We start from the raw sequence: 14710 nt of genomic DNA, 5'->3' as shown, positions 1-14710 counted from the left end.
GCACGAAATTCACGCTCGAAACACCCGGTTTCTGGTTGACGGTGGAGCAAAGTGGCGTACTGTGGGGCGAAGTGGGGGACAGGGTCGAACTTTCCCGCCGAGCAAGGGGGGTGCCGGATGTTCTTCGGCACCTACACGCCCAAGCTCGACGAGAAGGGCCGCCTCTTCCTCCCGGCCAAGTTCAGGGACGAGCTGACGGAGGGACTCGTGGTGACCAGGGGGCAGGAGCGCTGCCTCACCGTCTGGTCGCTGGAGGACTTCGGGAAGCTCACCGACCGGCTCCGCGAGGCGCCGGTCACGCAGAAGAACACCCGTGACTACGTCCGCATGCTGTTCGCCGCCGCCAGCCAGGAGGTGCCGGACAAGCAGGGACGCATCAACATCCCGGCACCGCTGCGGGAGTACGCGTCGCTCCGCAAGGAGTGCGTGGTCATCGGGTCGATGAACCGGATCGAGATCTGGGACCCCACCGCGTGGGCGACCTACTCCGAGGAGCAGGAGCAGAAGTTCTCCGAGCTCAGCGACGAGGTCTTCCCGGGCATCTGAGGACCCGCACCACCCCGCTCCACCCAGCTCCACCCGACAACAGCACAGCTGACACCGCGACCCGCATCACCAGGTCTCGAGCCCGCTCCCTCGCGAGGCCATCTGGGGCACTTCCCCGGCCGCAGAGGGCCTTTCCCATCGCAGGGAGCGGGCAGGGACCTGGTGCGGCGGCTCACCCCGTGCACCTACGTCGGGGCGTGTCAGCCGCACCGCCACCCTCCCGATCAGCAGCACACGCAGACGAGCACGCACACGAGCACTCAGTGGGGTCGAGACCATGAGCAGCACCCAGCCAACGGTTCGCACCGCGGCACCGCCGCTGCGGGTGCGCGACCAGGCGCGGGAGGCAGCCGCCCTCATCGCCTTCTCCGCTGCCACTGCCTGCGGCCTGGCCCTCGCGCTGCTGCTGCTGACGCACCTGGGCTCCCAGGGCTGAGCAGATGACGACTCCCCGCCACGCCCCGGTGCTCCTCGACCGGGTCGTCGCCCTGCTGGCGCCTGCGCTCGAGGCCCCCGGCTCGGTCTACCTGGACTGCACGCTCGGCCTCGGCGGGCACAGCGAGGCCGTCCTCGAGCGGCTGCCGCAGGCCCGGGTCATCGGCATCGACCGCGACCCGGCGGCGCTCGCGATGTCGTCCGACCGGCTCGCCGCCCACGGCGACCGGTTCACGGCCGTCCACGCGGTCTACGACGAGCTGCCCGAGGTCATCGCCTCGCTGGGCCTCGACCACGTCGACGCGATCTTCTTCGACCTCGGGGTCTCCTCGATGCAGCTCGACGTCCGCGACCGCGGCTTCGCCTACGCCGAGGACGCGCCGCTCGACATGCGGATGGACCCGACCACGGGCCACACCGCCGCCGACCTGCTCAACACCGCCTCCGCCCAGGAGCTGACCCGCATCCTGCGGGAGTACGGCGAGGAGAAGTTCGCCAGCAGGATCGCGCGCGAGGTCGTACGCCGTCGCGAGACGACGCCGTTCACCACGAGCGCCGACCTGGTCGAGCTGCTCTACGCCACGATCCCGGCACCCGCACGACGCACCGGCGGCCACCCGGCGAAGCGGACCTTCCAGGCGCTCCGGATGGCCGTCAACGACGAGCTCGCCGTGCTGCGCCGTGCGATCCCCGCCTCGATCGAGGCCATCGGGGTCGGCGGTCGCGTGGTCGTGGAGGCCTACCACTCCCTCGAGGACCGGCTCGTGAAGCGTGCCTTCGCCGACGCCACGCGCCTCGACGTCCCACCGGACCTGCCGTTCGTCCCCGAGGGCGCCGAGCCGGCGCTGCGTCTCGTCACGCGGGGTGCCGAGCAGGCCGACGAGTCCGAGATCGCCGAGAACCCACGCGCCGCGTCCGTCCGTCTCCGCGCGGTCGAGCGCGTCCTGCCCCCGTCCACCTCCTCGCGCCCTTCTTCCCCAGGAGTCGTCAGATGAGCAGTCCCGCACTCCAGCCACGCACCCGGGTCACCCGCATCGCGCAGGAGGCCGTCGACAAGGCGCGCCTCACCGTGGTGCCGCGGGTGCGCACCCGGGCCCCGCGGGTGCCGTTCATGACGCTCGTGAGCCTCGTCCTCCTCGCCGGGATCGTCGGGCTGCTCCTCTTCAACACCTCCATGCAGCAGGCCTCCTTCACCGCGTCGTCCCTCGAGGACCAGGCCGACACCCTCGCGGCCCGCGAGCAGACCCTCCGGATGGAGCTCGACGAGCTCCGCAACCCGCAGCGGGTCGCGACCGAGGCCCAGGCGATGGGGATGGTGATCCCCTCCGCTCCGGTCTTCCTCGACCTCGAGACCGGCAAGACCGTCGGCGCCCGGACGCCGACGACGCGCGAGAACGCGCTCGACCTCGACCCGCCTGCGCCGATCCTGCCGGCCAACCTCGCCCCGGCCCCGGTGGTCGTGGAGGTGCCGGCCGTGCCGACCACCGAGCAACGCAAGAACCGCAACCGATGACCGGCGCGGTCGCGCGGATCCGCGACCTCGCCGCCCTAGCCTGACGACAGCCCGCCCCGCAGGGGAGCGGCCGCGAGATGAGGGAGAACCAGTGCCGAGCACCCGCACCACGGGCAGACGCGGAGCATCGCGCGGCGCGCCCCTGCTGCGCCTGCGCGTGGGGTTCCTGCTCATCGCGGTCGTCCTCTCCTTCTTCGGCGCGCGCCTCGTGCAGCTGCAGGGCGTGGACCCGCAGTCGTACGCCCTCCGCGCCGCCGCCGAGGGCGGTGTGCGCGTGACGCTGGAGGCCGAGCGCGGCGACATCCTCGACCGCAACGGCGTCCCGCTGGCCGACTCGATCAAGGGCAAGATGGTGATCGCCGACCCGAGCCTCACGGCCGACAGGGCGACCGAGCTCGCGCAGCTGCTCTCCGAGCGGCTCTCCATCGACTACTTCAAGGCCCTCACGGCCCTGCGCGGCCGCAAGGAGGGCAGCCGCTACGAGTACGTCGCGCGCCGCGTGCCCAGCACCCTCGCCAGCGACACCCTCGCCGAGCTCGACGCCGCCGGCTTCACGGGCATCTCGCTGCAGGACGACCCGATCCGCGACTACCCCTCCGGTGACGTCGCGGCCAACCTGCTCGGCTACATGGGCACCGACGAGCCGCTCGGCGGCTTCGAGCGGACCTTCGACAAGCAGCTCGCCGGCGTCGACGGCGAGGCGACCTGGCAGTCCAACTCCGGCAAGGGCGTACGGATCCCGCTGCGCGAGAGCACCCTCAAGGCCGCGCAGAACGGTCAGCCTCTGCGCACCACCATCGACCGCGACCTCCAGTGGTTCACCCAGAAGGTGCTCGCCCAGGCGGTCCAGCAGTACAAGGCCGAGAGCGGCGCCGCCGTGGTGCTCGACACCCGCACCGGCGAGGTCCTCGCGCTCGCCGACGTGCCGACCTTCGACGCCAACGCCCCCACCGAGGCGCGCTCGGAGGACGACCTCGGCTCGCGCGCGATGAGCGACACCTACGAGCCCGGCTCGGTGCAGAAGGTGCTCACCGCCGCGTCCCTCATCGACGCGGGCAAGGCGTTCCCGCGCCAGAGGTTCAAGGTCCCGCCCAACCTCGCGCGCCAGGACCGCGTCATCGGCGACTGGTTCGACCACGGCACCATCCGGCTGACGCTGGCGGGCATCATCGCCAAGTCCTCGAACATCGGCACCGTGCTGGCCGCCGACGCGTTCTCGCCCGTCGAGCTCGTGCAGTACCTCCGCGCGTTCGGGCTGGGCCAGCGCACCGACGTCGGCGTCCGCGGCGAGACCCCCGGCATCCTGACGGCCGGCGAGGCGATGACCTCGCAGACCAAGGACCGCGTCGCGTTCGGGCAGTCGCTGTCGGTCAACGTCCTGCAGATGGCCGCCGCGGTCAACACGATCGCCAACGGCGGCGTCCGGGTTTCGCCCAGCGTCATCGCGGGCTCGGCCGTCACCGACGACGGGGTCACGGTCGGCACCGACGTCGCCACCCGCACCCGCGTCGTCAGCAAGCAGGCCGCCCGCGGCACGGCGAAGATGATGGAGAAGGTCGTCGACCCCGAGGACGGCGTCGCCCCCCGGGCCCAGGTCCCCGGCTACCTCGTCGCCGGCAAGACCGGCACCGCCCAGCGGGTCAACCCCGAGACGGGCCTCTACGACAGCACGTCGCTGTCGTTCGGCGGCTTCGCGCCGGCCGACGACGCCCGGTTCACCGTCTACGTCGTCGTCCACGCGCCGAAGGTCGACGGCGGCGGCGGCTCGGTGGCCGGGCCGGTCTTCTCCCGGATCATGGGCTACGTCCTGGGCCGCTACGGCGTCGAGCCGACCAACGGCACGCCGTCGCGTCTGCCCGTGGAGTGGTGAGTCGATACGCTCGGTCGGTGGACGAGGACCTGCACGAGATGCCGGCCGCGACCCGACCCCGCACGGCTCCGTCGACCCCCGCGGCGGCCCTCGCCGACTGGCTGGGCGGCCTGACCAACGTCTCCGTCCACGGCGACCTCGGCGCGTCGGTGTCCGGCATCTCGTTGAGCACCGCGCGGATCCGCCCGGGTGACCTGTACGCCGCGCTGCCCGGCGCGCGTTCGCACGGTGCGGACTTCGCCGACCAGGCGCTGTCGGCCGGTGCCGTGGCGGTGCTCACCGACGCCGCCGGCCTCGACCGACTGCCTCCGGGCACCGCGGCGATCGTGGTCCCCGCGCCCCGCCGCGTGCTCGGCCGGCTCGCGGCGCACCTCTACGGCGAGCCCGCCGCGGCGCTGCGCACCATCGGCGTCACCGGCACCCAGGGCAAGACCACCACCACCCGCCTGCTCGAGCAGGGGCTCACCGCGTCCGGGGTCACGTCGGCGGTCATCGGCACCGTCGGCACCCGCATCGCGGGGGAGGACGTCCGGACGCAGCTGACCACACCGGAGGCGCCCGACCTGCACGGGCTCTTCGCGGTCATGCGCGAGCGCGGCGTCGACACCTGCGCGATGGAGGTCTCGAGCCACGCACTGGTGATGGGCCGCGTCGACGGCGTGGTGTTCGACGTGGCGGTGTTCCTCAACCTCGGGCGTGACCACCTCGACTTCCACGACACGGTCGAGGACTACTTCGCCGCGAAGGCGGGCCTCTTCACCCCGGAGCGCGCCCGCACGGGCCTGACCAACGTCGACGACGAGCACGGGCGGCGACTGCTCGACGTGGCCGGCATCCCGATGTCGACCTGCTCCTCGCGCGGCGCGGACGCCGACTGGCGCGCCGTCGACGTCGACCTCACGGCGGGCGGGGCGACCTTCACCGTCCTCGGGCCGGGTGTCGAGGTGCGCGCCGCGGTCGGCATCCCCGGCGAGTTCAACGTCGCCAACGCGCTGGCCGCCATCGCCGCGGCCGCGCTCTCCGGACTCGACCCGCAGGTGGTGGCCGACGGCATCGCCCGCGTCGGCGGCGTGCCCGGCCGCCTCGAGCAGGTCGCGGCCGGCCAGGACTGGACGCTGGTCGTCGACTACGCCCACAAGCCCGATGCCCTCGAGGCCGTCCTCACGACGCTGCGTCCGCTGACCGACGGCCGGGTCATCGCGGTCGTCGGCGCCGGCGGGGACCGCGACACGCTGAAGCGGCCCGTCATGGGCGAGATCGCCGCCCGCCTCGCCGACGTCGTGGTGGTCACCGACGACAACCCGCGCACCGAGGACCCGGCGGCGATCCGCTCGGCGGTCCTCGACGGGACCGTGGACGGCACCGCCGAGGTGCTCGAGGTCGGTGACCGCAGGCTCGCGATCCGCGAGGCCGTACGCCGTGCCCGCACCGGCGACGTCGTGCTGGTCGCCGGCAAGGGGCACGAGACCGGCCAGGAGGTCCGGGGCGTGGTGCACCCCTTCGACGACCGCCTCGTCGCCGCCGACGAGGTCCGGGCGGTCCTCGAGGAGCGTGACGCATGATCGAGATGACGCTCGCGGAGATCGCCGAGGTCGTCGGCGGGGTCGCCCACGGCGACGCCGTCGTGACCGGCGGCGCGTTCATCGACACCCGGACCCCGGAGCCGTCCGGCCTGTTCGTCGCGATCGCCGGCGAGCGCGTCGACGGCCACGACTTCGTCGCCGCGGCGGGGGCGGCCGGAGCGGTCGCCGTGCTGGGCAGCCGCCCGACCGAGCTGCCGACCATCGTGGTCCCGGACGCGACCGCGGCCCTCGGCCTCCTCGCGCGCCACGTCGTCGACCGGCTGCCCGACGTGGTCGTGCTGGCGATGACGGGATCCCAGGGCAAGACCGGCACCAAGGACTACCTCGCGCACGTCCTGTCCGAGTCCGGACCGACCGTCGCGACGCGGGGCAACTTCAACAACGAGCTCGGTGTGCCGCTGACCGTCCTGCGGGCGACGCCCGAGACGCGCTACCTCGTGGTGGAGATGGGCGCCCGCGGCGTCGGGCACATCGCCCGGCTGTGCGCGATCGCCCCACCGAGGATCGCGGCCGTGCTCAACGTCGGCACCGCGCACATCGGCGAGTTCGGCAGCCGTGAGGCCATCGCCGTCGCCAAGGGCGAGATCATCGAGTCGCTGCCGCCCGCGGGGACGGCCGTCCTCAACGCCGACGACGACATGGTCGCGGCGATGGCCCCCCGGACCGGTGCCACGGTCCGGACCTTCGGCACGACCGGCGCCGACGTGGCCGTCAGCGAGATCACGACCGACGACCTCGGCCGCCAGTCGTTCGTGCTCGCGCACCGGGGGGCGTACGCCTCGGTCCACCTCGCCCAGGTCGGCGCCTTCCAGTGGCGCAACGCCTCGGCCGCGGCGGCCATGGCGCTCGCCGCCGGGCTCGACCTCGACACGGTCGCCGACTCGCTCGCCGACGCCCTCCCCGCCAGTCGCTGGCGGATGGAGGTCGGCGAGCGTGCCGACGGGCTGGTCGTCGTCAACGACGCCTACAACGCCAATCCCGAGTCGATGAAGGCGGCCGTCGAGACCCTCGCCGGGATGGGGGAGCGCAGCGGGCGGCGCACGATCGCCGTCCTGGGGACCATGCTCGAGCTCGGTGCCGGCGCGCTCGGCGCGCACCGCGACGTCGGCCGCTTCGTCGCGGACCAGGGCGTCGACGTCCTGCTCACCGTCGGGCCCGCGGCGGATGCCATCTCGGAGGGGTACGCCGGCGCGGCAGGCGGGGGAGTGACCATCACCACGGCGGGGCGTGACGAGGCCGTCGCGTGGCTGCGGCACAATGTCTCGGCTGCTGATGTCGTCCTGGTGAAGGCATCACGGGGGGCCGCGCTGGAAGTGATCGCCGACGACCTCCTCACCGGGGACGGCAAGGAAGGGAGACGCACCACATGAGAGCCATCCTGTTCGGAGGAGGACTCTCGCTGCTGATCTCGCTGCTCGGCACGAGGTACGCGATCCGGTTCTTCACGCGGCAGGGGTTCGGCCAGCCGATCCGTGACGACGGCCCGACCACCCACCACACGAAGCGCGGCACGCCCACCATGGGTGGCGCGGTGATCGTGCTGGCGACGGTGGTCGGCTACATCGCCGCCAAGGTGATCACGGGCTCGGCGCCCACCGCGTCGGCGCTGCTGCTGCTCTTCCTCTTCGTCGGCCTCGGCACGGTCGGGTTCCTCGACGACTTCCTCAAGGTGAGTCGGCAGCACAACCTCGGCCTGCGCAGCCGGGCCAAGATGATCGGCCAGACCCTCGTCGCGGTCGTCTTCGGCTTCCTCGCGCTGTCGCCCGTGCTGGAGGACGAGCGGGGCTGGCGCCCGGCGTCGGACCACATCTCCTTCATCCGCGACTACGAGGGCTTCGCGCTGCCGATGGTCCTGGCGCTGGTGCTGATCTGGTTCTTCGTCACCGGGTTCAGCAACGCCGTCAACCTCACCGACGGCCTCGACGGCCTCGCCGCGGGCTCCTCGATCCTGGTCTTCGCGGCCTACACGCTCGTCAACATCTGGCAGAACAGCCAGTCCTGCGCCCTCGAGGCCGGGCCCAAGTGCTACGAGGTGCGCGACCCGCTCGACCTCGCCGTCGTCGCCGCGGCCATCACCGGAGCCTGCTTCGGCTTCCTGTGGTGGAACGCCTCGCCGGCGCAGATCATCATGGGCGACACCGGTTCCCTCGCCCTCGGCGGCGCGATGGCCGGCTTCGCGATCATGACCCGCACGGAGCTCCTCCTGGTCATCATCGGCGGCCTCTTCGTCGCCGTCACCGTCTCGGTGATGATCCAGGTCTCGGTCTTCAAGGCGAGCCGCGCGAGCGGCCTGTTCCGGAGCATCTTCCGCGTCCAGCCCGGACATCGCGTCTTCCGCATGACCCCGCTGCACCACCACTTCGAGATGCTGGGCTGGGAGCAGGTGACCATCGTGATCCGCTTCTGGATCATCACCGGCCTCGCCGTGGCCACCGGCCTCGGCATCTTCTACGCCGAGTGGGTCGCCGGCATTGGCTGAGTCGCGCGACGTCCAGTCCCTGGGCCGGGCCAGCGACTGGTCCGGCACACGTGTCGTGGTCGCCGGGTTCGGGGTGTCCGGCTTCGCTGCCGCCGACAACCTGCTCTTCCTCGGCGCGCAGGTCACCGCGCTCGACGAGTCCACCTCGGAGGAGAAGGCCGAGAAGGCCCGCCTCCTCGAGACCCTCGGGGCCACGGTCCGCCTCGAGCCCGGCGCCACCGACACCCTGCCCGACGAGGTGGACCTCGTGGTCACCTCGCCCGGGTGGCGGCCCTCGTCGCCGTTGCTGGCGCAGGCCGTGGAGCGTGGCGTCCCCGTCTGGGGCGAGGTCGAGCTCGCCTGGCGGTTGCGCGACCCGGAGAACGCCGCTCCGTGGCTCGCGGTCACCGGCACCAACGGCAAGACCACCACCGTGCAGATGCTGGAGTCGATCCTGCGCGCCGCCGGCCTGCGCGCCGTCGCCGTCGGCAACGTCGGCCTCCCGATCGTCGAGGCCGTGATGGACCCCGAGCCCTACGACGCGCTCGCCGTCGAGCTCTCCAGCTTCCAGCTCCACTACACCCACTCGATGTCCGCCGAGTCGGCCGTCGTGCTCAACGTCGCCGAGGACCACCTCGACTGGTACGCCGACGAGCCGGGCGGGCCCACCGGCATGGAGCAGTACGCCGCCGACAAGGCCCGCATCTACGAGCGCGTGCAGCGTGCGTGCGTCTACAACCTCGCCGACCCGGCCACGGAGGAGATGGTCCGGGAGGCCGAGGTCGTCGAGGGCGCGCGGGCGGTCGGCTTCACCCTCGGCACGCCGTCGTCCGGCGACGTCGGGGTCGTCGAGGACCTGCTCGTCGACCGGGCCTTCATCGAGGAGCGCGCGAGCAGCGCGGCCGAGTTGTGCACGCTGGCCGACCTGGCCTCGCCCGCCCCGCACGTCGTCGCCAACGCCCTCGCCGCCGCCGCCCTCGCCCGCGCCCACGGCGTGAGCCAGCAGGCCGTGCGCGACGGGCTGCGCGCCTTCCGCCCCGACGGCCACCGCATCGCGCACGTCGCCGAGGCCGACGGCGTCACCTGGGTCGACGACTCCAAGGCCACCAACCCCCACGCCGCCCAGTCCTCGCTGGCGGCCTTCGACGACGTGGTGTGGGTGGCCGGCGGGCTCGCCAAGGGCGCCCGCTTCGACGACCTCGTCCTCGCCGTCCGCGACCGGCTGCGCGGCGTCGTGCTGCTCGGCCGCGACCGGCAGGTGGTCGCCGACGCACTTTCGCGACACGCGCCCGATGTGCCGGTCATCGACGTGGGCGCCGACGAGACTGGGGAGCCGATGGAGCGCGTGGTCGACGCCGCCGCCGGGCTCGCCAGGTCCGGTGACACGGTGCTGCTGGCGCCGGGCTGTGCCTCCATGGACATGTTCACCGACTACGGCGCCCGCGGCGACGCGTTCGCCGCAGCCGTGCACCGCCGGATCGCCCGCACCGACTAGACCCACCCGACCGCACCCGAGGGGAGACGCGAGATGACCACCGCGAACCCCGAGGACGTCGGCACCGAGGCGCCCGCCAAGGTGCGCCCCCCGCTCGGCTCGGGCGTCGTCGCCGCCTGGCGCTCCTCCCGCGCCGCCGTCTCCAACGGGACGCGCTCGGTGCGCGAGGCGGCCGACAAGCCGCTCGCCTCCTACTACCTGCTCCTCGGCGCGTCCGCGCTGCTGCTCACCATCGGCCTGATCATGGTGCTCAGCGCGTCCAGCGTCCGGTCCTACCTCACCTACGACGACTCCTACGCCGTCGTGAAGCGCCAGCTGCTCTGGGTCGCGGTCGGCGTGCCGTGCGCCTGGGTGGCGTCACGGATGCCGCTCAAGCACGTCCGCCGGCTGGCCTATCCCAGCTTCCTCTTCGCGCTCGTCCTGCTCGGCCTCGTCGCGCGCTTCGGCGTCCTGATCAACGGCAACAAGAACTGGCTGCAGGTCGGTCCGTTCACCATGCAGCCGGCCGAGGTGGCCAAGCTGGCCATCGTCCTGTGGGCGGCCAACATCTACGCCCACAAGGAGCGTCGTCTCCGCGAGCTGCACCACCTGCTCGTCCCCGTGGTGCCCGGCCTGCTCGCCGTCATCGGCCTGGTCCTCGTCGGTCGTGACCTCGGCACCGCGATGGTGCTCGGCATCATCATGCTCGGGATGCTCTGGGTGGTGGGCGCACCCATGCGCCTGTTCGTCCTCAGCATCTCGGTGCTCGGCGCCGCCGCCGCGGCGCTCGCTGCGATGGACCCCGAGCGGCTCAAGCGCATCACCCACTTCACCGACCCGTTCAAGGACTACACCGACACCGGCTGGCAGCCCGCGCACGGCCTCTACGCCCTGTCCAGCGGCGGGTGGTTCGGCCAGGGCATCGGCGCCTCGACCCAGAAGTGGGGAGACCTGCCGGAGGCGCACACCGACTACATCTTCGCCGTGCTCGGCGAGGAGCTCGGGCTGGTCGGCACGCTGCTGGTCGTCGCCCTGTTCTTCACGATCGCCTACGCCGCCATCCGGGTCGCGCTGAGCACCCAGGACCCCTTCGTCCGCTACGCCACCTTCGGCATCGTGGTGTGGTTGCTCGGCCAGATGATGATCAACGTCGGCATGGTCCTAGCGGTCCTGCCCGTCATCGGCATCCCGCTGCCGATCGTGTCCTACGGCGGCTCCGCGCTGCTGCCCTCGCTCGTGGCGCTCGGCCTGCTCATCGGCTTCGCGCGTCGCGAGCCGGAGGCCGCTGCCGCGCTCGCGGCCCGCAGGCGGGACCGTTCCGCCGGTCTGGCCGCCGCCGGCGCGAGTGCCCGCTCCGCTGCCGCTCCGTCCGACGCCCCTCGCTAGATTGGGGCTGATGCGCGTCCTTCTCGCCGGCGGCGGCTCCGCCGGCCACACCTCGCCCCTGCTCGCCACCGCCGACGCCCTGCGCCGCCTCGACCCGGCGACGGAGGTCACCTGCCTCGGGACTCGCGAGGGGCTCGAGGCGCGGCTGGTCCCCGAGGCGGGCCTGCCCCTGGAGTACGTCCCGCGCGTGCCGCTGCCGCGTCGACCCGGCCCCGAGCTGCTGCGTACGCCCACCCGCCTGCGCGCCGCCCGCGCGGCTGCGCTCGCGGTGGTCGACCGGGTGCGTCCCGACGTCGTGGTCGGGTTCGGCGGCTACGTCTCGGTCCCGGCCTACCTCGCGGCGCGCAAGCGGGACGTGCCGATCGTGGTGCACGAGGGCAACGCCATCCCCGGAGTCGCCAACAAGCTCGGGGCGCGGATGACCCGGCACGTCGCCACGAGCTTCCCCGACACGGCGCTGCCGCACGCCGTCTGCACCGGCCTGCCCATCCGTCGCCTCATCTCCTCGATGGACCGCGGTGCCCTGCGCGCCGAGGCGCTGGGCACCTTCGGGCTGCGCGCGGACCTGCCCGTCCTCCTCGTCACCGGCGGCTCCCAGGGCGCCGCGCGGATCAACGGCGCCGTGTCGGGCGCCGCTCCGGTGCTGGCCGACGCGGGCGTGCAGGTGCTGCACGTCGTCGGCCCCAAGCACGACCTCGAGGTCCCGTCGGCGGACGTGCCCTACGTCGTCCTCAACTACGTCGACCGCATGGACCTGGCGTACGCCGCGGCCGACGCGGTCCTGTGCCGCGCTGGCAGCAACACCGTCACCGAGGTGTCCGGGGTCGGCCTCCCCGCGATCTACGTCCCGCTGCCGATCGGCAACGGCGAGCAGGCCCTCAACGCCCGCCCCGTCGTCGACGCCGGCGGCGGCCTGCTCGTCGCCGACGGCGCACTCACCCCCGAGTGGGTCGGCGCCAGCGTGCCCGGCCTGCTCACCGACGCAGAGCGGCTCTCGTCGATGGGAGCCGCCGCCCGCGGCGTCATCCCGCTCGACGCCGACGAGAAGCTCGCCCGCATCGTGCTCGACGCGGGGGTGCGTGCGCGATGAAGATCCCCGTCCCCGACGAGCTCCTCCCGGCCGCCGAGCTGGGGCGTGTCCACTGCGTCGGCATCGGCGGCGCCGGGATCTCCGCCATCGCCCGCATCATGGCGAGGCAGGGAGTCCCGGTCACCGGCAGCGACGACCACGACACCCCGTTCCTGCCCGCCCTGCGCGAGCTCGGCGTGACCTGCCACCTGGGCTACGACGCGGCGCACGTCGCCGACGCGGACACTCTGGTCGTCACCACCGCCGCCCGCGAGGACAACCCCGAGGTGCTCGAGGCACGGCGACGCGGTCTGCGGATCCTGCCCCGCTCGGCCGGCCTGGCGGCCGTGATGGCCGGTTCACGCGTGCTCGCCGTCGCCGGCACCCACGGCAAGACCACGACGACCGGCCTGCTCACCTCGGCGTTGCTGGCCGCGGGCGTCGACCCGTCGTACGCCGTCGGCGGGGTCCTCACCGCGACGGGCCGCAACGCCGACGCCGGCAGCGACGACCTGTTCGTCGCCGAGGCCGACGAGAGCGACGGCGCCTTCCTGCACTACCGACCGCACGCCGCGATCGTGACCAACGTCGAGGCCGACCACCTCGACAACTGGGGCACCGAGGAGGCCTACCACCGGGCCTTCGAGGACTTCGTGGCCACGATCGACCCGTCGGGCTTCCTCGTGGTCGTCCTCGACGACCCCGGCGCCGCGCAGCTCGCGCGGCACGCCCGCGAGCAGGGCCTCGACGCCGTGACGGTCGGTGAGTCCGCCGACGCCGACCTCCGCGTGCACGACCTCGTCCTCGACGGGTCGACGTCGACGTGCCGCGTCTCGCACGGGGGAGCGGACCTCGGAGACCTGCGGCTGCGGATCCCCGGACGCCACTACGTCCTCGACGCCGCCGCCGCGCTGGCGCTCGGCCTGCGGCTCGGCCTCGGCTTCGCGCCGCTCGTCGACGGACTGGGCGGGTTCACCGGCACCGGACGCCGCATGGAGCTCAAGGGCGAGGTCGGCGGCGTGCGCGTCTACGACTCCTACGCCCACCACCCCGTCGAGATCCGCGGCGATCTCGAGGCCGCCCGCGCCCTGGCCGGCGAGGGGCGGGTGGTCGCCGCCTTCCAGCCCCACCTCGTCTCCCGCACCCGCATCTTCGGTGCGGCGATGGGCGTCGAGCTCGGCGCCGCCGACGAGGTCGTCGTCCTCGACGTCTACGTCGCCCGCGAGGAACCCGACCCCGCCGTCACCGGACTGCTCGTCGCCGACGCCGTACCCCTCCCGGCCCAGCACGTCACCTACGTCTCCGGCCTCGGTGCGGCGGCGCAGGCGCTCGCCGAGCGCTCGCGACCCGGTGACCTCGTCATCACCCTCGGCGCCGGCGACATCACCACCGTCGGGCCGCAGGTGCTCGACCTCCTCGGGGGTGCGTGAGTGGACCGGACGGACGAGCAGGAGCGCACCGGGTCCACGCCGGCCGTTCCCGACCCGCGCGCCGAGCGCACCGCCCAGCGCACGCGGCGCCGCTTCGCGAGGCGCCAGTGGGCGCGTAGGTGGCTGTCGCTGCGCTACGTCCTCGCGCTCCTGGTCGTGGTCGCGCTCGTCGGCACGTCGGTCCACCTGGTGTTCTTCTCCGCCACCTTGCAGGTCAAGCGCGTCCAGGTGGTCGGCAACGACCTGCTCAGCGACGCGCGCATCCGCGAGGTGGCCGACGTGCCGGTCGGCGAGCAGCTCGCCCTCGTCGACCTCGCGCGCGCCGACGCCCGGGTGGGAGCGCTCGCCGAGGTCGAGTCGGTCGACGTCTCGCGCACCTGGCCCGACGAGGTCCGCATCGCGGTGGTCGAGCGTACGGCGGTCGCCGTCGTCGAACTGGGCGGCCGGATCCGCGGGCTGGACGCCGACGGCGTGGTGTTCCGCGAGTACAAGCGGGTGCCTCCGGGGATGCCACGCGTCCGACCGGGCGCCGAGGCGGGGACCGACGCCCTCAAGGAGGCCGCGACCGTCGTGTCGGCCCTGCCGGAGGACCTGGTCGGGCGGGTGGACCACGTCGAGGTCGAGACCGTCGACCAGATCACGCTGGTGCTGCGCGACCAGCGCGAGGTGCTGTGGGGGAGCGCCGAGGAGTCCGCGCTCAAGGCGGACGTCGTGGACAAGCTCCTCGCCGCCCAGCAGGCGTCCTACTACGACGTCAGCGTGCCGGGGAACCCGACCTACCGCCCCTGAGCGGTCCCGGCCGGAAGAAAGTCCGGCGAGTCGAGGGTGGTGGGCGTGTCCGCCCGGGTTTCGAGGCCTGCGCTGCCTACTGTCTCTCGAAAGGCGAGGTTGACATAACTATAACCCTCAGGCTCACGGTTAGGGTTCCGCGAGGCCCGAGGGTGCA

Annotated in this window: 13 protein-coding genes; all 13 read left to right on the top strand. The window is 73.0% G+C overall.

The annotated features are described in order from the left end of the window. Positions 1-117: 117 nt before the first annotated feature. Positions 118-546, top strand: coding sequence for a division/cell wall cluster transcriptional repressor MraZ (gene mraZ, locus F4692_RS18060; protein ID WP_129455085.1), 429 nt, complete (start codon positions 118-120; stop codon positions 544-546). A gap of 277 nt (positions 547-823) precedes the next feature. Then, positions 824-982: a hypothetical protein gene (locus tag F4692_RS18055; protein ID WP_179621098.1), complete on the top strand. Its 159-nt coding sequence runs from the start codon at positions 824-826 to the stop codon at positions 980-982. A gap of 4 nt (positions 983-986) precedes the next feature. Further along, positions 987-1976 carry a 16S rRNA (cytosine(1402)-N(4))-methyltransferase RsmH gene (gene rsmH, locus F4692_RS18050; protein ID WP_179621097.1) on the top strand — a complete coding sequence of 330 codons (990 nt, stop codon included), beginning with the start codon at positions 987-989 and terminating at the stop codon, positions 1974-1976. Then, positions 1973-2494 (top strand): cell division protein FtsL, encoded by a 522-nt coding sequence (gene ftsL, locus F4692_RS18045; RefSeq protein ID WP_179621096.1) that lies wholly within the window; start codon positions 1973-1975, stop codon positions 2492-2494. Before rsmH ends, ftsL begins: the two co-directional genes overlap by 4 nt. A 91-nt stretch (positions 2495-2585) precedes the next feature. Then, positions 2586-4364, top strand: coding sequence for a peptidoglycan D,D-transpeptidase FtsI family protein (locus F4692_RS18040; RefSeq protein ID WP_308645368.1), 1779 nt, complete (start codon positions 2586-2588; stop codon positions 4362-4364). A gap of 17 nt (positions 4365-4381) precedes the next feature. After that, entirely contained in the window at positions 4382-5926 is a 1545-nt protein-coding gene (locus F4692_RS18035) for a UDP-N-acetylmuramoyl-L-alanyl-D-glutamate--2,6-diaminopimelate ligase (protein ID WP_308645367.1), read from the top strand. After that, positions 5923-7317, top strand: a complete 1395-nt coding sequence (locus F4692_RS18030; RefSeq protein ID WP_179621095.1) for a UDP-N-acetylmuramoyl-tripeptide--D-alanyl-D-alanine ligase — start codon at positions 5923-5925, stop codon at positions 7315-7317. The genes F4692_RS18035 and F4692_RS18030 overlap by 4 nt, the downstream gene beginning before the upstream one ends. Continuing rightward, positions 7314-8426, top strand: a complete 1113-nt coding sequence (mraY, locus tag F4692_RS18025) for a phospho-N-acetylmuramoyl-pentapeptide-transferase (RefSeq protein ID WP_179621094.1) — start codon at positions 7314-7316, stop codon at positions 8424-8426. The genes F4692_RS18030 and mraY overlap by 4 nt, the downstream gene beginning before the upstream one ends. Further along, positions 8419-9900, top strand: a complete 1482-nt coding sequence (gene murD / locus F4692_RS18020) for a UDP-N-acetylmuramoyl-L-alanine--D-glutamate ligase (RefSeq protein ID WP_179621093.1) — start codon at positions 8419-8421, stop codon at positions 9898-9900. The genes mraY and murD overlap by 8 nt, the downstream gene beginning before the upstream one ends. 33 nt (positions 9901-9933) lie before the next feature. After that, positions 9934-11265 (top strand): putative lipid II flippase FtsW, encoded by a 1332-nt coding sequence (gene ftsW, locus F4692_RS18015; RefSeq protein ID WP_179621092.1) that lies wholly within the window; start codon positions 9934-9936, stop codon positions 11263-11265. 10 nt (positions 11266-11275) lie between these two features. Then, complete coding sequence (murG, locus tag F4692_RS18010; RefSeq protein WP_179621091.1) at positions 11276-12355, top strand: undecaprenyldiphospho-muramoylpentapeptide beta-N-acetylglucosaminyltransferase; 1080 nt, start codon at positions 11276-11278, stop codon at positions 12353-12355. Then, complete coding sequence (murC, locus tag F4692_RS18005) at positions 12352-13764, top strand: UDP-N-acetylmuramate--L-alanine ligase (RefSeq protein ID WP_179621090.1); 1413 nt, start codon at positions 12352-12354, stop codon at positions 13762-13764. The genes murG and murC overlap by 4 nt, the downstream gene beginning before the upstream one ends. After that, positions 13765-14553, top strand: a complete 789-nt coding sequence (locus F4692_RS18000) for a cell division protein FtsQ/DivIB (RefSeq protein WP_179621089.1) — start codon at positions 13765-13767, stop codon at positions 14551-14553. It abuts the gene before it with no gap. The last annotated feature ends 157 nt before the right edge of the window (positions 14554-14710 follow it).

Source organism: Nocardioides cavernae (genome assembly GCF_013410035.1).
In the GTDB taxonomy this organism is placed as follows: domain Bacteria; phylum Actinomycetota; class Actinomycetes; order Propionibacteriales; family Nocardioidaceae; genus Nocardioides; species Nocardioides cavernae_A.
The sequence above is the reverse complement of the archived record's forward strand: the minus strand, read 5'-3'. Positions and strand labels throughout refer to the sequence as shown.